Below are 18,836 nucleotides of genomic sequence, written 5' to 3' on the forward strand. Positions count from 1 at the left end.
TGTCATTAAACTAAATTAAAATTGGTTGCGGGAGCCGGATTTGAACCGACGACCTTCGGGTTATGAGCCCGACGAGCTACCAAACTGCTCCATCCCGCGTCCATGATATTACCGCTTAAGCGCTAATATGAAACTTGGAGCGACACACGGGGTTCGAACCCGTGACCTCAACCTTGGCAAGGTTGCGCTCTACCAACTGAGCTAGTGTCGCATATCATTAACTAAAATTAAAATTGGTTGCGGGAGCCGGATTTGAACCGACGACCTTCGGGTTATGAGCCCGACGAGCTACCAAACTGCTCCATCCCGCGTCCATTCACATTACTACTCAAGCAGTAATATGTATTCTGGAGCGACACACGGGGTTCGAACCCGTGACCTCAACCTTGGCAAGGTTGCGCTCTACCAACTGAGCTAGTGTCGCACAAAACAACGCTTTACGTCGTTTAGGGCTGCGAATTATAAGAGCATTTTTTTCTGATGCAAGCTTTTCATTTAAAAAAACTGAGTTTTTTTTTAGATTGCAGAAAAAGCGAACAATATCGCATTGTAATGCTCTCAAATCATTCAAATCGTCAATATTGTTTTTCGATAATATTGCAGTTCAGCAATCGATTCCCGGATGTCATCCAACGCTAGATGGCTTCCCTTCTTCTGAAATCCATCCAAAATCTCTGGCTGCCAACGTTTGGTCAGCTCTTTCAACGTACTCACATCCAGATATCGATAATGGAAATAAGCTTCCAACGCCGGCATATACTTCACCAGAAAACGACGATCCTGACCAATACTGTTTCCGCAGATTGGCGATTTCCCTTTGGGGACCCACTGTTCTAAAAACTGGATCGTCAATCGGACTGCTTCTGCTTCAGTCACCGCACTTTGCCGTACCCGTTCCACCAAACCACTTTGGGTATGCGTCGTTACACACCATTCATCCATCTTAGCCAACTCTTGCTCTGATTGATGAATCGCGAGTACCGGGCCTTCAGCCAGAATGTTTAATTCGCTATCTGTCACAATCGTGGCAATTTCAATAATCTTGTGTACTTCCGGATCGAGACCTGTCATCTCTAAATCAATCCAAATCAGATTTTGATCATTTAAAGCCATTACACTTACCTGTATAGGTTTGATAATAAAAAATGTACTATACCCAAATTATACGCGGTGAGATAGTTTGAACCGATGAATGCTGTCAGCGACATCAATGGTTCATACCACTCAGCTTTAACACAGTGAAAGTAATATTGTGGGTAAAAAGAAAAAATTAACCAAAGGACAAGTCCGTCGTGTCCGGCATAACCAGACAAAACGCTTAAAACAAGAAACCACCGTGGAATGGGATGAATCGATGCTGGGTTCAACCAAACCAGGGTTGGTTATCAGTCGTTTTGGTCAACATGCTGATATTGAAGATTTACAAACTCGGGAAATTCATCGCTGTAATCTGCGCCGAGGCATCGAAACATTAGTCTCTGGCGACCGGGTTATCTGGCGTTCAGGGCTAGATATCATGGCAGGTATTTCCGGTGTTGTTGAAGCGGTTGAACCAAGACACTCGATTCTGACGCGCCCTGATTACTACGATGGTTTAAAACCTGTTGCTGCCAATATTGATCAAGTCATTATTGTCTCTTCCGTTCTTCCTGAACTGTCGCTGAATATCATTGATCGCTACTTGATCGTCGCGGAAACCCTGAACATTCAACCACTTCTGGTGTTGAATAAGGTCGATTTACTCAGCACAGAGCAGAAGTTGGCGTTCCAAGAGTGGATGACAACTTATGAAAAACTGGGGTACCCGTCTCTTTTCGTCAGCCGGAAAACCGGGGAAGGTCTCGAACAACTTGAGTCCTACTTACAAGATAAAATCAATGTTTTTGTCGGTCAGTCCGGTGTCGGTAAATCCAGTCTGATCAATGCCATTTTGCCAAATCTGGAAACGGTCATTGAAGAAGGAGATGTTTCTGCCAACTCAGGCTTGGGACAACATACCACCACAGCTGCGAGGCTCTATCATATTCCGACAGGCGGTGATTTGATCGATTCTCCCGGGGTCAGAGAGTTCGGATTATGGCATTTGACACCGGAAGAAATTACGCAAGCTTATGTTGAATTTCGTCCCTATTTAGGCGGCTGCAAATTCCGAGACTGTAAACACGATGATGATCCCGGTTGTATCATTCGTGAAGCGGTAGAAAACGGTGACATCAGTGAAGTCAGATATGAAAACTACCACCGAATTCTGGAAAGCATGAGCGAAAATAAAGCCAATCGGCAGTATTCAAGAAATAAAAAAGCAGATCTGTAAAATTGTGGCTACTGACATCCTGAAGGATATTCAGTAACATTCCGCTGTTTAACTGATATGGAGTCGATGAGACTGAATGAAAACCATGGATAAATTTAAAATTGGATTACAATACTGGTTACCTCAACATGCGCTAACACGACTGATGGGGAAACTTGCTGCCGCAAAAGCCGGGATTCTGACGACTTCGGTTATCCGCTGGTTTATCAAACACTATCAAGTCAACATGCATGAGGCCTTGCATACGGATCCGACTCATTTTAAAACCTTCAATGATTTTTTTGTTCGTGCGCTTAAACCGGACGCTAGGCCGATAGCAGAAGGAGATGATGTCTTAGTCTACCCTGCGGATGCATGTATCAGTCAGTTTGGCCCAATCATGGACGGACAACTCATTCAGGCAAAAGGTCATACTTATTCTGCACTGGAACTACTTGGCGGAGATCCTGAACTAGCAGAGCAGTTTTCAGGCGGTGGATTCGCAACATTGTATTTATCACCACGAGATTATCACCGCGTTCACATGCCTTGTGATGGTGTCTTGCGACAAATGATTTATATCCCTGGCGATTTATTTTCGGTCAATCCACTCACTGCTGAAAATGTACCAAATCTATTTGCTCGGAATGAACGTGTCGTCTGTATATTTGATACACCATTCGGTCCTTTGGCACAGGTTCTGGTTGGCGCAACCATCGTCGGCAGTATTGAGTGTGTCTGGGATGGTTGTATTACACCGCCACGAGGTAATTCGATTTATCGTTGGGATTATCCATCTGAAGGGGATAACGCTGTTCACCTGAAGAAAGGCCAAGAAATGGGACGCTTCAAACTCGGCTCGACTGTGATCAATTTATTTGCAAAAGAGCAAATCCGTTTTGATGATGCAATGGATATAACACTGCCCACATTAATGGGCGATGTATATGCCCATCGGAAATAATAAGCCCCAAAATGGTAAACCTGAGGGTTGCGATTATATAGATAAGATAACGAGCGCACCCCTCCCTCCCCCCTCAAGATGCACTCTCATTTTTTTGATTAAGCCATCAGTAAAACTCATATCAGAACATGTTCATATTGTTTGCATGATTTTTTTTATATACCATTCAGATTGGTGTTAAATATATCGGTAATCTTTATCCATGTAAGATAAGCAGCTTCAGAAACTCTCTCACCCAATATAATTAATAAAACAGAGAAATTAACATGAAAAAATGTTTTATATCAGCGTTGTCTTTCATCTCCCCCGTTCTATGTTTACTTTTGATTACCCCATTATCCGCACAAGCCAATACTGGTTTTGCTCCAAGAATCATTAATGGCACGACTGCAACACTGGGGGACTGGCCTTTCATGACAGCAATCGTCGCGAAAGGTCGGAGTGCATCTAACGGGCAATTTTGTGGCGGAAGCTTTATCGGTGAAAGATACGTTTTAACCGCTTCTCATTGTGTTGAGGGAAAATCAGCGAATGAACTTGATGTTATCATTGGAATAAATGATCTGAACAATGAAAGCACTGAAGGACAACGAGTCAGTGTGCAATCGATCTACATGCATGAAGATTATAATAGTTCAACGATAACCAATGACATTGCAATCCTTGAACTATCTAATACCGTGACCGCAATACCTGTCGTTTTGGCGACGACGACATTGGTGGATAGCCTAAGTGGCAATGGCACAACTGGCGACACTGTCACAGCCATGGGTTGGGGCAACACATCAACAACCAGTAACGCTTTTCCGTCAGTACTGAATGAGGTAAACCTGTTGTATGTCGATCGCAGCACTTGTCAAAACCTTGGCGGAGATTACAGTTTTGTCGGCAATGATGCTATTTGTGCTGGCTTTCAGACGGGTGGCAAGGATTCGTGTCAGGGTGACAGTGGCGGCCCTCTCATATACAACGATGGTGGTACGAATAAACAGATCGGGATTGTCAGTTGGGGCAATGGATGTGCACAACCCAATGCGTATGGCGTATATGCTAACGTTGGTTACTTCAAGAACAATCACTGGATTACTCAGAAGACCTCCGGTGTCAGCTACACACAAAAGGCTTATATCACAACAAGTAGCGGAACGGTGACTCAGACATTCGCCATCCGAAACTACAGCACTGAATCATTTGATATTACCCATATTCTGCCACCATCCGGCGTCACATTAATAAACAATGGCTGTACCACCACCTTGAACCAAAATGACAGTTGTTCACTGACTTTTGCAGCAGATGCTGCGCAATTGTATCAATCAAGAACAAAAACTATCACCATCGATACTGATCATTCTGTCTCTAGTGAATTAAAAATATTTTTTGTTTCTAAAGTGCCTGTGGTGGTATCAAGTTCCTCTGAAACTCCCCCTGAGGCTCCCCCTGAGACTCCCTCAGGAAAAAGTGGCGGCGCATCATTATTATTATGTTTTGTTGCCATCATCGGATTCATGTTCAGACGTCAAAAAGGTTTGTCGAAATGAATAAATTCTTCTCACTGATCATTTTAGGGTGCTCTCTTATCGTGACGGTTTCCTGCTCATCAGAACATATTGAGGGAGAAAAAATTCCGTTGAAGAATAATCAAATCAACAATAACCACACGCTATCATTTACGGCTGTTTCCAATGGATGCAGCCAAAATTCAGATTTTTCTATCCATGTCAATCGACAGGAAAAAGATACCGCATTCATCTCAATTGTACGTATCAAAAAGGACTTATGCCGTCGCCTACCATTCTTTCAAGCTTTTCAATTGAATATCCCTTCCAATTTATTCAATAAAACGTTAGTCATACAAAACCCGACAGCACAGGCACTAACGAAAAATAATAACTAATCTGATCTTCAGTGGAGCCGATTGGCTTCACTGAATTGAATTGACACTTCAGGTCAACTGTACAAGCAATAACTTTGTCTTTCGTCTCAAAGATCTCAACATTACGGATGACTGCATCATCTATCTTATTTCTCATACCGATGCTCAAAAACATTAACTCTCTCTAAGACCGATTCCCGTCTATAAATTATCCTTATATGTAGATTCTAAATATGGGTGTCGTTTATGAAAAAAATCGATCTCAACCAACTCACCAAACTGCTTTTCTGCTTTCTGCCGCCACTCATTCTGCTCTGGATACCGATTGATGCGATACCCATTCCGGAAATGACGCTGATCCAGCATCGACTACTGGCTATTTTCTTACTGGCAGCCCTCTTGTGGGTTCTGGAGCCAGTTCCTGTGTTCGCGACCTCGATTCTCATTATCACGCTTGAACTCATCATGATTTCAAATAAGGGCTTACACTGGTTCCGCAAGCCACCAGAAGGCCATACATTTGGCGAACTGATCCCTTACACTGACATATTCAGTGCTTTTTCTTCACCGATCATCATATTATTCATGGGGGGATTTGCATTGGCGATTGCAGCCTCTAAGTATGAGCTAGACAATAATCTGGCACGCGTGCTGCTAAAACCATTCGGAACACAACCTAAATTCATCATGCTCGGGCTGATGCTTATTACTGCCTGTTTCTCGATGTTTATGTCCAACACAGCGACAACAGTCATGATGCTTGCACTACTAGGACCAATTGTTGCGTCCGCCCAACCGGGAGATAAAGGCATCAAAGCATTGGTACTCTGTATTCCGATAGCCGCCAATACGGGGGGGATCGCCACACCAATCGGTACACCACCCAACGCAATCGCCCTCCAGTACCTGACCGGAGAAAATAGCATTAGTTTTCTGTCTTGGTTACTCATGGGACTACCATTCGTACTGATACAGATGACGATCGCATGGTTCTTACTACAAAAATTTTTTCCATCCTCTCAAAGCCATCTGACACTGAATCTAGAAGGGCGATTTAAAACAACATGGCGCGCAATGACTGTTTATATTACTTTCGCTGTCACCATTCTATTGTGGATGACGACGTCACTACACGGCATGAACACCTATGTCGTCGCCATTATCCCACTGGCGGTTTTCACCCTGACAGGGATCATGGGCAAAGAAGAGCTAAAACAAATTAACTGGGATGTGCTATGGCTGGTCGCAGGGGGGATCGCGATTGGTATCGGGTTGGAAGAAACAGGACTTGCCAAAGCATTAGCTCACTCAATCAACTATCAAAATCTATCACCAATGTCAGTGGTGATTTCGTTATCTCTGGTTTGCTGGCTGATGGCAAACTTCATGTCGAATACCGCAACAGCCAACTTATTAATGCCAATCGCCGCCGCCATCGGTAGTTCTATGACCAGTCTGCAAGCAATCGGAGGATTACAAGGACTGCTCGTGGTGGTTGCATTCTCCGCCTCATTAGGGATGATCCTACCGGTTTCGACACCACCTAATTCCTTGGCCTACTCAACAGGTTTAATCGAAAGTAAAGACATGGCGAAAATAGGAACGCTCATTGGTATCATTGGTTTACTGATCGTCTATACCACAGCTTGGATACTCACCTGACATACTATGGGGCCTATTTGTGCCTGTGAGAATCCCCCCTCAGAAACGTGTTACTTTTGCTTTCGAGTAACACGTTAACCTGAGTGAGGCCACTATCTCAAATGCCATAAAAACACTTTAAAATAAACCGTATAAACCGCTTTGTTTTCATATCCGCTTCAGGCATATTGATGCGCTGTTTTTTGCGACTTTCGGTATAGAGATACATCTATGGGTTACGAGTGGTTAGCACTTGCTGCGGCTTTTTTATGGGCTATCGCCAGTATATTGTCTGTCACCCCGGCACGACATCTGGGCACATTTTCCTATAGTCGTTGGCGTATGGGTTGTACATCCCTCATGCTGGGATTGTTTGCTTGGTTCACCCAGGGATGGAGCACGGTCGAATCCATGCACATCATTCCGATGATGTTATCCGGCTTAATCGGTATCTTCATCGGTGATACTGCGCTATTCGCTTGCATGAATCGCATGGGCCCGAGGCAAGCAGGGCTACTCTTCTCTTGCCATGCGGTGTTTTCTGCCATTCTCGGCTATTTCCTGTTTCAGGAAACCATGACCACCGGAGAGTTCCTTGGTTCAGTGCTCGTTTTTAGTGGTGTTGTAATCGCCATATTTTTCCGTAAAGCTCAGCCCGGCACACTCGAAATGATTCATGGTAAGGTGTGGATTGCAATCGCGCTGGGACTACTCGCTGCATTGTGTCAGGCTCTCGGCGGCATTTTAGCTAAACCAGTGATGCAGACATCGATTGATCCAATTGCCGCTTCCGCACTACGTATGATTTCAGCCTTTATTGCACACAGTATTTTATTTCTATCCGGCGTTCGGATCGCAAGACCAACTCAGGCAATGAATCGTAAAATATTTTCGACAACATTACTCAATGCTTTCCTTGCGATGGCGCTGGGAATGACACTGATTTTATACGCACTCCGAGACGGAAACGTGGGAATGGTTGCATTACTTTCATCAACCACTCCAATTATGTTATTACCGATCTTATGGTTTTATACCAAACAACGCCCGAACCGATTTGCTTGGGGTGGCGCCATCATTGCTGTTCTCGGGACGGGTATGTTGGTGTACTAATACTGGTGCACTCAGACGGTACAAAGACAACAGAATAAAATAGTGTGATTTATTATCTGTAAGGTACTATGGATGGAATTGATAGGGAGAATCATTGATCTTAACCCTCATCACACCGTGTAAAATGTAGTAAAATTACGTTAGTTTTTCATTTAGATATTTGAATTTGACGAGGTATCACTATGTCATCAAAGCAGCCAATGGCTCTGGTCATTCTTGACGGTTGGGGTTACCGTGAAGACAACGCAAGTAACGCTATCAACAATGCGAAAACCCCTGTACTGGATAGTCTGGTTGCCAACAATCCTCATACACTGATTTCGGCTTCTGGTCTGGATGTGGGCTTACCCGATGGTCAAATGGGGAATTCAGAAGTTGGTCATACCAATATTGGTGCCGGACGGGTTGTGTACCAAGATTTGACTCGGATTACTAAAGCGATTGCCGACGGTGAATTCCAAACCAATGAAACACTGGTTGCTGCAATTGATAAAGCCGTTGCGGCTGGAAAAGCAGTTCATCTGATGGGATTGATGTCTCCGGGTGGTGTTCACTCTCACGAAGATCATATCTATGCTGCTGTTGAACTGGCAGCGGAACGCGGCGCAGAAAAAATCTATCTGCATTGTTTCCTTGATGGACGTGATACACCGCCACGCAGTGCTGAAGATTCACTAAAACGTTTTGACGAACTATTCGCAAAACTCGGTAAAGGCCGGATTGCTTCCTTAGTCGGACGCTATTATGCAATGGATCGTGATAACAACTGGGATCGAGTACAAAAAGCCTATGACCTGCTAACGCAGGCAAAAAGCGAGTTCACTTACGACAGCGCAGTGGCTGGTCTCGAAGCTGCCTATGCCCGTGAAGAAAATGATGAGTTTGTTCAGGCAACGGTCATTCAGGCTGACGGAGAAGCATCGGCTGCAGTCGAAGACGGTGACACGATTATCTTTATGAACTATCGCGCTGACCGTGCCCGTGAAATCACACGGACGTTTGTTGCTGACTTCGCCGGTTTTGAACGGGAAAAATTCCCAGCGGCTGAGTTTGTAATGCTGACACAATACGCAGCGGATATCCCGCTCAACTGTGCTTATCCACCAGAATCTTTGAGCAATACCTATGGTGAGTGGCTGTCGAAATCAGGAAAAACTCAACTCCGGATTTCTGAAACAGAGAAATACGCACACGTGACCTTTTTCTTCAATGGTGGTGTCGAAACCGAATTTGAAGGTGAAGAACGCCAACTTGTTGCCTCACCAAAAGTTGCGACGTACGATCTGCAGCCAGAAATGAGTTCTGAAGAGCTAACCGACAAACTGGTTGCAGCAATCCGCTCTGGTAAATATGACGCCATTATTTGTAATTATCCGAACGGCGATATGGTTGGTCATACTGGCGTTTACGATGCAGCAGTTCAAGCTTGTGAAGCTGTCGATAAATGTATCGGTCGTGTTGTTGAAGCGATCAAAGAAGTCAATGGTCAACTGCTTATTACTGCGGACCATGGTAATGCTGAGATGATGGTAAACCCAGAAACCGGTGGGACACATACAGCACATACCAACCTGCCTGTACCGCTAATCTATGTGGGTAATCAGGACATCCAATTCAAAGACGACGGCAAACTTTCTGATCTGGCACCAACCATGCTTGCTCTGACCGAGATGGAAATTCCTGACGAAATGTCCGGAAAAGTCTTGTTTTAAGATTTGACGATCTGATTACTCAAATCAAACATAATAAAAACAGCAGCCCTATATACAACATATAGGGCTGTTTATTTTTAGAGCCAGAGAAAGTTTTTTACATTTCAGTGTCGAGGCACTTCATTGTTTCTGTATACTGAGAGTCTTCTTCTTCAATTAAGCATGATACAAGAGCATGGTGCCGTTTTTGACGATTCGATTCTTTACACTTTCGCGTTATTTAAAACCGCGTCATATTAGTATTTTACTCCTCACACTGTTATTCCACCTTGACAGCTATGCTGCATCGAAACAAGAGTTGCAGGGAGTTAAGAATGAAATATCTCGCCAGCAACAGTCGCTTGACTCTCAAACAAAACAGCTGGATAACTTACAAAATACGCTCAAGAGCCAAGAACTGGAGATAAGTTCATTAGAAAAACAAATCTCCCAGACTCAAAGTCAGCTCAATCGTTCAACTCACAACCTGTCCCAGTTAAAAGAGCGCATCAAAGCACTGGCACAACAAAAAGAAGATCAGTCAGAACGATTAAAGCGGCTGCTACATACCTATTACATCACACGGCAATCAAATCATTTGTCCGGTCTCCTGAAAGATGATGCCGATGAAGATCGTATCAGCCAGTATTACCAGCATCTGGCACAAGCACGTTCAGAGACAATTCATAATCTAGAGCAAACAAAACAGCAGTTAGCTCAACACGAACGACAACTGACGCAAGAACAGGAACAGATCCAGTCCCTCCTTTCCCAACAGACCAAAAAGCGTAATCAACTTCAGCAAACCCAGCGAAAGCGCAAAAATACAGTCAACAAAATTCGCTCTCGAATATCCGGTGATAAAAATTATCTTGCGGAATTACAGCGCAATGAATCAAGGCTCAAAGCCGAAATTGCTAAAGCAGCGAAGCGCAGTCAAGTCCCGATGGATGGTTTTGCCCGACAAAGAGGGAAACTCCCTTGGCCAATCAAAGGGAAATTATTGCACCGTTTCGGCACACGCCAAACTGGCCAGATTAAGTGGAAAGGGATTGTTATCAATGCTGCATACGGGCAACCCGTCAAAGCAGTTTACCCCGGGAGTATCGTTTTTTCTGATTATCTACGCGGGTATGGGCTCGTTGTTTTAATCGATCACGGTAAAGGCGATATGACGTTGTATGGTTTCAACCAAACGCTCCTCAGAAAAGAAGGTGATAAAGTGAGAGCCGGAGAAACCATCGCTCTAGCAGGTGATACGGGGGGCCAACCGGTTTCCTCACTCTACTTTGAGGTCCGGAGAAATAGTAAGGCTTCGAATCCACTCCGCTGGTTGCAATAGAGCACGTTTGCCACATTATAAAAATCCCCGGTGCTGACTTTTCACCAGAGCCGGGGGGGATTCTACGCTATCAGATAATCTTTATTCAGAGTGCATCGCTCTGACGCCTTCTTCTAGTATCTGCAACTGTTCTGCACCACCAACTGTCGCTCTCGGCTTGACCACAGCAATCACATGTAACATGCCTTGATGGATAACTTCTTCAGTCACCTGAGCTTTCTGTGACATCGCGGCACGATAACTCAACCAATTCGCTGTAATCATATGAAGCGTCGTGACAAAAGACTCCATCTCAGACTCAGGTATCTCAATCAACTCGATCTCGATAAATCGACTGACAATACTCACCAAATTATGTCTTAGTTTTTCCTGAACGCGAATATAAGAACGATGTAATACCTCATCTCTTTGGAGAATTTCCGGTAAATTCGCGTAAAAAAAACGGTATTTCCACATCAGTGTAAAAATGGAATCTAAATAATGTTTCAGAAGCGATAGACTCTCTTTATGCCCATGAGGCGGAGCAAAGCGTTCGAGCAGTTCACTAGAGTAAAGCTCAAAAATTGCTCTGATAATCTCTTGCTTATTCCGAAAATGATAATACAGATTCCCAGGACTGATGTGTATATAAGCGGAAATATGGTTTGTTGTAACCGTGCGTTCACCCTGTTCGTTAAAAAGCTCCAGCGCTGCAAAAATAATTCGATCTTTCGTTTTCATATCAGGCATTATCTGACCAAGTTCTACACGTTTTCATCATGGTATCAAAAGAAGCAGACCCATAATGAGTTGAGACTATTTGTGGTAAGGGGCTGACAACTCATGAACAGCATTCACAAAAACATCAACATTGTCAGGCGGCACATCTAAGTGGATACCGTGCCCCAAATTGAAGACATGCCCACTTCCCTCACCAAACCCTGCCAGTATTTGTGCAACTTCATCGCGAATTCGCTGTGCTGGCGCATACAACATTGAAGGATCCATATTGCCCTGTAAAGCAACTTGCCCACCAACACGGGCTTTTGCCTCTTCAATATTGATGGTCCAGTCAAGTCCAATCGCATCACAACCAGTTGCAGCAATCTGTTCCAACCACATACCACCATTTTTGGTGAAAAGCGTGACAGGCACTTTATAGCCATCATGTTCTTTGATCAAACCATCGACAATTTTATGCATATATTGAAGCGAAAAATCACGATAATCCCGCGGGGTCAGTACGCCTCCCCATGTATCAAACACCATCACTGACTGAGCACCCGCCTTAATTTGAGCATTCAGGTATAAAATAACGCTGTCAGCAAGTTTATCGAGTAGCGCATGTAACGTCTCTGGCTCTGCGTACATCATCTTCTTAATTTTGGTAAACGCTTTCGAACTACCGCCTTCTACCATATAAGTCGCGAGGGTCCATGGGCTACCGGAGAAACCAATTAACGGGACTGAACCTTGTAAATCATGACGAATCTGGCGCACCGCATTCATCACATACTGTAATTCACCCTCTGGGTCAGGAATGCCGATTTTATTTACGTCTGCCCGACATTGAATCGGGTGGGTAAACTTTGGTCCTTCACCCGCTTCAAAATAGAGCCCGAGTCCCATAGCATCCGGAATTGTCAAAATATCAGAAAACAGAATCGCGGCATCAAGAGGAAAACGACGTAGCGGTTGTAACGTGACTTCTGACGCCAATTCGGGATTTTTACATAAAGTCATAAAATCTCCGGCCTGAGCTCTTACTTCACGGTACTCTGGGAGATAACGCCCAGCCTGGCGCATCATCCATATCGGCGTTCTATCAACAGGTTGCTTCAACAGCGCACGCAGATAACGATCATTCTTTAATTCAGTCATTTTTTATCTTCCAAATCAGGGCTTTTATCCCTTCTTATATCAGCGTAATTTTTTAATTCTTTGCAAGCGAGATCATGTTCCAGACGAAAAGAAAATCAGATAGTTTGCAACAACTCAGCTTAAGTGTTAAAAATTTGTTCAATAATGAAAATTATTAATAATAATAAACAGAGTACTTGCTACTCAACATCTCATAACGACATCTTACTTACCCCTCCGTTTATGCGGAGGTTTTTTTATCATATTGACGAAACACTGGCCGTACGAATATCCGCTAACGTCTGATCGATCAATGCTCTGGCAATCGTCCCTTCCGGCGCAACCTCCGGCATATTTTGCGGAGAAAACCAGTTCGCATGACTGATTTCATATTCATCGATCAAGATATCTCCTGAGGCATAATCAGCCAAAAAAGCCACCATCATACTTGAAGGAAAAGCCCAAGGTTGACTACCAAAATATCGGATATTCTTCACTCGGATCCCCGTCTCTTCAAAAATCTCCCGAGCCACGGTATGTTCCAATGTTTCTCCGGCTTCAACAAATCCAGCGATGACAGTATACATCCCCCCCTGATGACGGGCATGTTGTGCCAAAAGAATCTCATTATCACGGCGAACAGCAACAATAATACAAGGAAAAATACGGGGATAATGAATTGTCCGGCACTCATGGCACTGCATTGCCAACTCGCGGTGATGAAAATAATTTCGACCGCCACATTGTGCGCAGAACCGCTGTGTCTGTGTCATATGACCATACTGGACCGCCTTACTTGCAGCAAGAAACAACGATTCAGAAACATTCAGCAATGTTCTTAGTGATGCCATTGGCAGACGCTGCTCCAAATCGGCTTCATTCAACCAAAAAACTGGGTGTCCGTCACATTCTGCTATCTTGACTGCTTTGTCTTCAGGAAGGGACCAATGCTCTGCTGTTCCAAAGGGGAGCATATGATTCACAGTCCAGAGTTCGCTTCCAGAAACAACACACCAGTAAGCGTTTCTGACTTCACTATTTTCTAACATGATCGCTCCTATATCCTTGCAGTCTGGCTATTTTACTGGCAATCTAGTTTCATACCAGGGTGGGAAGTGTACCATGTTATCACCCTATCGTATGAATAAGATATTGTGTCTCCAGACACAACTGCCAAAGCAGGTTCTCCCTATGGGGAGCAGATCATGAGGGCATGACCATGCTTAAAAAATTCAAGAGAATACAAGAGCAGTGGGGAGGTTCCAGTGATGTCATTGATCAATGGTTAGACTCCCGACAAACATTACTGGTTAAATATTGTAAACTTGCCTCATTGCAGCCCTGTACTTCCAAAGCGGCTCTCAGTGAACTCCCATCAGCCAATGACATTCATCTGTTTTGCCAAAAGCTGGTCGATTACATTTCCACAGGTCACTTCAAGATCTACGATACCGTTAAAGCTAAATGGGAATCAACCGGATTTACGGCTACGGACGAGATTAACCAAACTTATTTTTCAATTGCTGATACAACAGATCCCCTCCTCAATTTCGCAGATAAGTATTTAGATATCAGAGATGATGAACATCTGGAAAGTTTTGACCGAGATTTATCTCACTTGGGGGAAACATTAGAGGCACGATTTGAACTTGAAGATGAACTGATACAGATGATAGCTGATAGCTTATCGGTTCCTCCCGGAGCATAAGTTCTTACTCAATCGTATTGTTTATCTCAAAGCAAATAAATGAAATCAAACGGATATAAAAAAGGCGCCTTACGGCGCCTTTTTACATATTTAACAATGATTACTCATCAGACGAGAAACCAGCATTCAACAATGCAGCCAAATTGTCCGTTGCCTGTTCAGCAGATGGACCTTCTTTCTGCGCATCACGTCTTGCATGGCGTTCTTGATGGTAGGCAAAACCTGTACCAGCAGGAATCAATCGACCAACGATAACGTTCTCTTTCAGACCACGTAAGTCATCACGCTTACCAGAAACCGCAGCTTCTGTCAGGACGCGAGTCGTTTCTTGGAACGATGCAGCAGAGATGAACGATTCTGTTGCCAAAGATGCTTTAGTAATACCTAACAGTTCACGTTCATAACGTGCAGGTTCTTTGCCTTCAGCAACCAATTGGCGGTTGGCAATTTTCACCTGAGAATATTCTACCTGCTCACCTGCTAGGAACTCAGAGTCACCAGCAAAGGTAATGGTACACTTACGTAACATCTGACGAACAATCGTCTCAATGTGCTTGTCATTAATCTTAACGCCTTGTAAGCGATAGACTTCCTGAACTTCATTCGCAATGTACTGTGTAACTGCATGGATACCACGCAGACGCAAGATATCGTGTGGAGACTCTGGACCGTCAGCAATTACATCACCACGCTCGACTTTCTCACCTTCAAACACGTTCAACTGACGATGCTTAGGAATCATTTCCTCATAAGTATCACCACCTTCACGCGTGATAATCAAACGGCGCTTACCTTTCGTTTCTTTACCAAATGACACTGTACCAGTGTGCTCAGCCAGAATCGCAGGTTCTTTTGGTTTACGAGCTTCAAACAGATCCGCAACGCGAGGTAGACCACCGGTGATATCCCGGTTACCGCCAGATTTCTGAGGAATACGAGCTAACGTATCACCGACACCAACTTCCGCACCATCTTCCAGGTTCACAATTGCTTTACCTGGCAGGAAGTATTGCGCTGGCATGTCAGTACCAGGAATCATCACATCACGGCCTTGCTCATCAACCAGTTTGATCGCTGGACGCATATCTTTACCGGCAGAAGGACGTGCAGCCGCTTCTGTTACTTCACTTGAAGACAGACCGGTTAAGTCATCCATTTGACGAGAAACCGTCACACCATCAATCATGTCAACATATTGAACACGACCTGATACTTCAGTAATGATTGGCAGAGTATGCGCTTCCCAGTTTGCAACAACTTCACCAGTGTCAACTAAGTCACCATCAGCTTTGCTCAGCAAGGAACCGTAAGGTAATTTGTGTTTCTCTTTCGTCCGACCGAACTCATCGATAATCGTCAGTTCAGTTGCACGAGAGGTAATGACAAGCTTACCGTTTTTATTCGTTACGAATTTCGCATTATTCAGTTTCACAGAACCTTTGTTCTTCGCCTGAATACTGTTCTCTGCCGCTGCTGTCGATGCTGCACCACCGATGTGGAACGTACGCATCGTTAACTGAGTACCCGGTTCACCGATAGATTGTGCTGCGATAACCCCAACAGATTCACCTTGGTTCACCAGATGTCCACGCGCGAGATCACGACCATAACATTGAGCACAACAACCGAAGTCAGAGTCACAAGTTACAACCGAACGAACTCTCAATTGGTCAACTGAGTTTTCATCGATGATCTGACACCATTTTTCGTCGATCAATGTGTTACGAGGAATCAGAATTTCTTCAGTCCCTGGCTTGAGAATATCGTCTGCAACCACACGACCCAAGGCTAGTTCAGTCAAAGCAACTTTAACATCACCACCTTCGATATGCGGCATCATTTCGACACCTTCTTGCGTACCGCAGTCATGCTCGGTAACAACAACGTCTTGTGCAACGTCAACCAAACGACGAGTCAGATAACCTGAGTTCGCAGTTTTCAGTGCCGTATCCGCTAGACCTTTACGCGCACCGTGCGTTGAAATAAAGTACTGAAGAACGTTCAGACCTTCTTTAAAGTTCGCTGTGATCGGTGTTTCGATGATAGAACCATCCGGACGAGCCATCAGACCACGCATACCCGCCAACTGACGAATCTGAGCTGCAGAACCCCGAGCTCCAGAGTCAGCCATCATATAGATACTATTGAATGACTCTTGCTTCTCTTCATCACCCTGACGGTTGATAACCATTTCAGAAGACAGGTTTTCCATCATGGCTTTAGCAACACGATCATTGGTTGAAGCCCAGATATCGATCACCTTGTTGTAACGCTCACCAGCAGTCACAAGACCAGATTGGAATTGCTCCTGAATTTCGCGAACTTCTTCTTCTGCTTCAGAGATCTCTGTATATTTCGCTGGCGGTACAACCATGTCGTCGATACCAACAGAAACGCCAGACAGTGCTGCATAAGCAAAACCTGTATACATGATCTGGTCAGCGAAGATAACAGTGTCTTTCAGACCCAGTTTACGATAAGCCTCGTTTAACAGATTGGAAATCTGCTTCTTACCCAGCTTTTGGTTGACCAGGCTGTACGGCAGACCTCTCGGCACGATTTGCCACAACATCGCACGACCGACGGTTGTATCAACCATTTTCGTTTCTGTTGTTTCACGGCCATCTTCATCACGAATGGTTTCAGTGATGCGGACTTTCACACGTGCATGGAGTGAAGCAGACTTAGTACGATATGCTTTCTCTGCTTCTTCAGGACCAGCAAGGTACATTCCCTCACCCGGTGCATTAATCTTTTCACGCGTCATATAGTAGAGACCCAAAACAACGTCCTGTGACGGTACGATGATTGGATCACCAGATGCTGGCGACAGAATATTGTTGGTTGACATCATCAACGTACGCGCTTCAAGCTGTGCTTCAAGCGTCAACGGTACGTGAACTGCCATTTGGTCACCATCGAAGTCCGCGTTATAAGCCGCACACACAAGTGGGTGTAGCTGAATTGCTTTCCCTTCGATCAAAACAGGTTCAAAGGCCTGAATCCCCAAACGGTGCAGTGTTGGCGCACGGTTCAGCAGTACAGGGTGTTCACGAATGACTTCATCCAGAATATCCCATACGACCGGCTCTTCACGCTCAACCATTTTCTTCGCAGCTTTAATCGTTGTTGCCAGACCACGAGTTTCTAGCTTGCTGTAGATAAATGGTTTAAACAGTTCCAAAGCCATTTTCTTCGGCAGACCACACTGGTGCAAACGCAGATATGGACCAACGGTGATAACAGAACGACCAGAGTAGTCAACACGTTTACCCAGCAAGTTTTGACGGAAACGACCTTGTTTACCTTTGATCATATCCGCTAGTGATTTCAATGGGCGCTTGTTCGAACCAGTAATCGCACGTCCACGACGTCCGTTATCCAACAACGCATCAACTGATTCCTGTAGCATCCGTTTTTCGTTACGGACAATAATATCCGGAGCAGCAAGCTCAAGCAGACGCTTCAAACGGTTGTTACGGTTAATCACACGACGATATAGATCATTCAGATCAGAGGTCGCAAAACGACCGCCATCCAAAGGCACCAAAGGACGCAAATCCGGTGGCAAAACAGGAAGCACGGTTAGAATCATCCACTCAGGGTTGTTTCCTGAAGCAAGAAAGGCTTCAACCAGCTTCAAACGCTTCGTCACTTTTTTACGCTTTGTTTCAGAGTTTGTTGTATTTAACTCTTCACGCATGACTTCAGTTTCATGGTGCATATCCATAGAACCCAATAGGTCCTTAATGGCTTCTGCGCCCATTTTCGCTGTAAATTCGTCGCCCCACTCTTCCAGACGATCTAGGTATTCTTCTTCAGTCAGCAACTGACCTTTTTCCAGATCGGTCATCCCTGGTTCGGTAACGACGTACATTTCGAAATAAAGTACACGCTCGATATCACGTAGCGGCATATCCATTAACAGGCCGATACGAGACGGAAGCGATTTCAGAAACCAGATGTGAGCAACTGGAGACGCCAGTTCAATGTGTCCCATACGGTCACGGCGAACTTTAGTCTGAGTGACTTCAACGCCACATTTTTCACAAATCACACCACGGTGTTTCAAACGCTTGTACTTTCCGCAAAGACACTCATAGTCTTTTACCGGACCAAAAATACGCGCACAAAACAAACCGTCACGCTCCGGTTTGAACGTCCGGTAGTTGATAGTTTCAGGTTTTTTCACTTCACCAAATGACCACGAACGGATCATATCAGGTGAAGAAAGGCCGATTTTGATTGCATCAAATTCTTCGGTCTTGTGCTGTGCTTTCAGAAAGTTTAATAAGTCTTTCACAATCAGCTCCTGTAAGGAGTTAAAAGGCGCGAGGTCGCGCCTTTCCACCAGATAACCCTATTCTAT

The 18,836-nt window shown here is 44.6% G+C and carries 14 protein-coding genes and 4 tRNA genes; 9 read left to right on the top strand and 9 right to left on the bottom strand.

The window, feature by feature from the left end; genetic code table 11:
* Positions 1 to 22: 22 nt before the first annotated feature.
* The 5 genes from BSQ33_RS07105 to orn all read right to left on the bottom strand — a co-directional run bounded on the left by BSQ33_RS07105 (position 23) and on the right by orn (position 1,113).
* Positions 23 to 99: transfer RNA gene (locus BSQ33_RS07105), tRNA-Met, on the bottom strand.
* Between the two features lie 36 nt (positions 100 to 135).
* Positions 136 to 211, bottom strand: a tRNA-Gly gene (locus tag BSQ33_RS07110).
* Between the two features lie 23 nt (positions 212 to 234).
* A tRNA-Met gene (locus BSQ33_RS07115) sits at positions 235 to 311 on the bottom strand.
* Positions 312 to 348: 37 nt separating this feature from the next.
* A tRNA-Gly gene (locus BSQ33_RS07120) sits at positions 349 to 424 on the bottom strand.
* Between the two features lie 143 nt (positions 425 to 567).
* A complete protein-coding gene (orn, locus tag BSQ33_RS07125) occupies positions 568 to 1,113 on the bottom strand; it encodes an oligoribonuclease (RefSeq protein WP_021021736.1) in 546 nt (181 codons plus the stop codon).
* A gap of 139 nt (positions 1,114 to 1,252) precedes the next feature.
* On the opposite strand from orn, the gene rsgA reads away from it, so the two are divergent.
* The 8 genes from rsgA (at position 1,253) to BSQ33_RS07165 (ending at position 10,920) form a co-directional block, all read left to right on the top strand.
* Positions 1,253 to 2,314, top strand: coding sequence for a small ribosomal subunit biogenesis GTPase RsgA (gene rsgA, locus BSQ33_RS07130; protein WP_088133732.1), 1,062 nt, complete (start codon positions 1,253 to 1,255; stop codon positions 2,312 to 2,314).
* 85 nt (positions 2,315 to 2,399) lie between these two features.
* Entirely contained in the window at positions 2,400 to 3,257 is an 858-nt protein-coding gene (gene asd, locus BSQ33_RS07135) for an archaetidylserine decarboxylase (protein ID WP_027694401.1), read from the top strand.
* A gap of 266 nt (positions 3,258 to 3,523) precedes the next feature.
* Positions 3,524 to 4,798, top strand: coding sequence for a S1 family peptidase (locus BSQ33_RS07140; RefSeq protein WP_088133733.1), 1,275 nt, complete (start codon positions 3,524 to 3,526; stop codon positions 4,796 to 4,798).
* Positions 4,795 to 5,154 (top strand): hypothetical protein, encoded by a 360-nt coding sequence (locus BSQ33_RS21530; RefSeq protein ID WP_021021740.1) that lies wholly within the window; start codon positions 4,795 to 4,797, stop codon positions 5,152 to 5,154. Before BSQ33_RS07140 ends, BSQ33_RS21530 begins: the two co-directional genes overlap by 4 nt.
* 225 nt (positions 5,155 to 5,379) lie before the next feature.
* On the top strand, positions 5,380 to 6,795 hold the full coding sequence (locus BSQ33_RS07150; protein ID WP_021021741.1) for an SLC13 family permease: 1,416 nt from the start codon (positions 5,380 to 5,382) through the stop codon (positions 6,793 to 6,795).
* 210 nt (positions 6,796 to 7,005) lie between these two features.
* A complete protein-coding gene (locus BSQ33_RS07155; RefSeq protein ID WP_021021742.1) occupies positions 7,006 to 7,887 on the top strand; it encodes a DMT family transporter in 882 nt (293 codons plus the stop codon).
* Positions 7,888 to 8,069: 182 nt separating this feature from the next.
* Positions 8,070 to 9,599: a 2,3-bisphosphoglycerate-independent phosphoglycerate mutase gene (gene gpmM / locus BSQ33_RS07160; protein ID WP_027694402.1), complete on the top strand. Its 1,530-nt coding sequence runs from the start codon at positions 8,070 to 8,072 to the stop codon at positions 9,597 to 9,599.
* Positions 9,600 to 9,786: 187 nt separating this feature from the next.
* Positions 9,787 to 10,920: a murein hydrolase activator EnvC family protein gene (locus BSQ33_RS07165; RefSeq protein ID WP_232471961.1), complete on the top strand. Its 1,134-nt coding sequence runs from the start codon at positions 9,787 to 9,789 to the stop codon at positions 10,918 to 10,920.
* Positions 10,921 to 11,001: 81 nt separating this feature from the next.
* Here the strand turns inward: BSQ33_RS07165 and BSQ33_RS07170 are convergent, their stop codons facing one another.
* The 3 genes from BSQ33_RS07170 to nudC form a co-directional block, all read right to left on the bottom strand.
* A complete protein-coding gene (locus tag BSQ33_RS07170; protein ID WP_039837890.1) occupies positions 11,002 to 11,640 on the bottom strand; it encodes a TetR/AcrR family transcriptional regulator in 639 nt (212 codons plus the stop codon).
* Positions 11,641 to 11,715: 75 nt separating this feature from the next.
* Entirely contained in the window at positions 11,716 to 12,780 is a 1,065-nt protein-coding gene (gene hemE, locus BSQ33_RS07175) for a uroporphyrinogen decarboxylase (protein WP_021021746.1), read from the bottom strand.
* Positions 12,781 to 13,019: 239 nt separating this feature from the next.
* Positions 13,020 to 13,808, bottom strand: a complete 789-nt coding sequence (gene nudC, locus BSQ33_RS07180) for an NAD(+) diphosphatase (protein ID WP_088133736.1) — start codon at positions 13,806 to 13,808, stop codon at positions 13,020 to 13,022.
* 164 nt (positions 13,809 to 13,972) lie between these two features.
* Here nudC and BSQ33_RS07185 point away from each other — a divergent pair, with 164 nt between their 5' ends.
* Positions 13,973 to 14,467: an Rsd/AlgQ family anti-sigma factor gene (locus tag BSQ33_RS07185; protein WP_039837818.1), complete on the top strand. Its 495-nt coding sequence runs from the start codon at positions 13,973 to 13,975 to the stop codon at positions 14,465 to 14,467.
* A gap of 100 nt (positions 14,468 to 14,567) precedes the next feature.
* Here BSQ33_RS07185 and rpoC read toward each other — a convergent pair whose 3' ends face one another.
* Positions 14,568 to 18,770 (bottom strand): DNA-directed RNA polymerase subunit beta', encoded by a 4,203-nt coding sequence (gene rpoC / locus BSQ33_RS07190; protein ID WP_021021749.1) that lies wholly within the window; start codon positions 18,768 to 18,770, stop codon positions 14,568 to 14,570.
* Between the last annotated feature and the right edge of the window lie 66 nt (positions 18,771 to 18,836).

It is taken from the genome of Vibrio gazogenes (assembly GCF_002196515.1).
In the GTDB taxonomy this organism is placed as follows: domain Bacteria; phylum Pseudomonadota; class Gammaproteobacteria; order Enterobacterales; family Vibrionaceae; genus Vibrio; species Vibrio gazogenes_A.

What these genes read in the sequence shown, in the direction of transcription:
- BSQ33_RS07150 (WP_021021741.1), top strand. Translation starts at nt 5,380, where the DNA reads ATGAAAAAAATCGATCTCAACCAACTCACCAAACTGCTTTTCTGCTTT.
- hemE (WP_021021746.1), bottom strand. Translation starts at nt 12,780, where the DNA reads ATGACTGAATTAAAGAATGATCGTTATCTGCGTGCGCTGTTGAAGCAA.
- nudC (WP_088133736.1), bottom strand. Translation starts at nt 13,808, where the DNA reads ATGTTAGAAAATAGTGAAGTCAGAAACGCTTACTGGTGTGTTGTTTCT.
- gpmM (WP_027694402.1), top strand. Translation starts at nt 8,070, where the DNA reads ATGTCATCAAAGCAGCCAATGGCTCTGGTCATTCTTGACGGTTGGGGT.
- BSQ33_RS07140 (WP_088133733.1), top strand. Translation starts at nt 3,524, where the DNA reads ATGAAAAAATGTTTTATATCAGCGTTGTCTTTCATCTCCCCCGTTCTA.
- BSQ33_RS21530 (WP_021021740.1), top strand. Translation starts at nt 4,795, where the DNA reads ATGAATAAATTCTTCTCACTGATCATTTTAGGGTGCTCTCTTATCGTG.
- BSQ33_RS07185 (WP_039837818.1), top strand. Translation starts at nt 13,973, where the DNA reads ATGACCATGCTTAAAAAATTCAAGAGAATACAAGAGCAGTGGGGAGGT.
- BSQ33_RS07155 (WP_021021742.1), top strand. Translation starts at nt 7,006, where the DNA reads ATGGGTTACGAGTGGTTAGCACTTGCTGCGGCTTTTTTATGGGCTATC.
- asd (WP_027694401.1), top strand. Translation starts at nt 2,400, where the DNA reads ATGGATAAATTTAAAATTGGATTACAATACTGGTTACCTCAACATGCG.
- BSQ33_RS07170 (WP_039837890.1), bottom strand. Translation starts at nt 11,640, where the DNA reads ATGAAAACGAAAGATCGAATTATTTTTGCAGCGCTGGAGCTTTTTAAC.
- orn (WP_021021736.1), bottom strand. Translation starts at nt 1,113, where the DNA reads ATGGCTTTAAATGATCAAAATCTGATTTGGATTGATTTAGAGATGACA.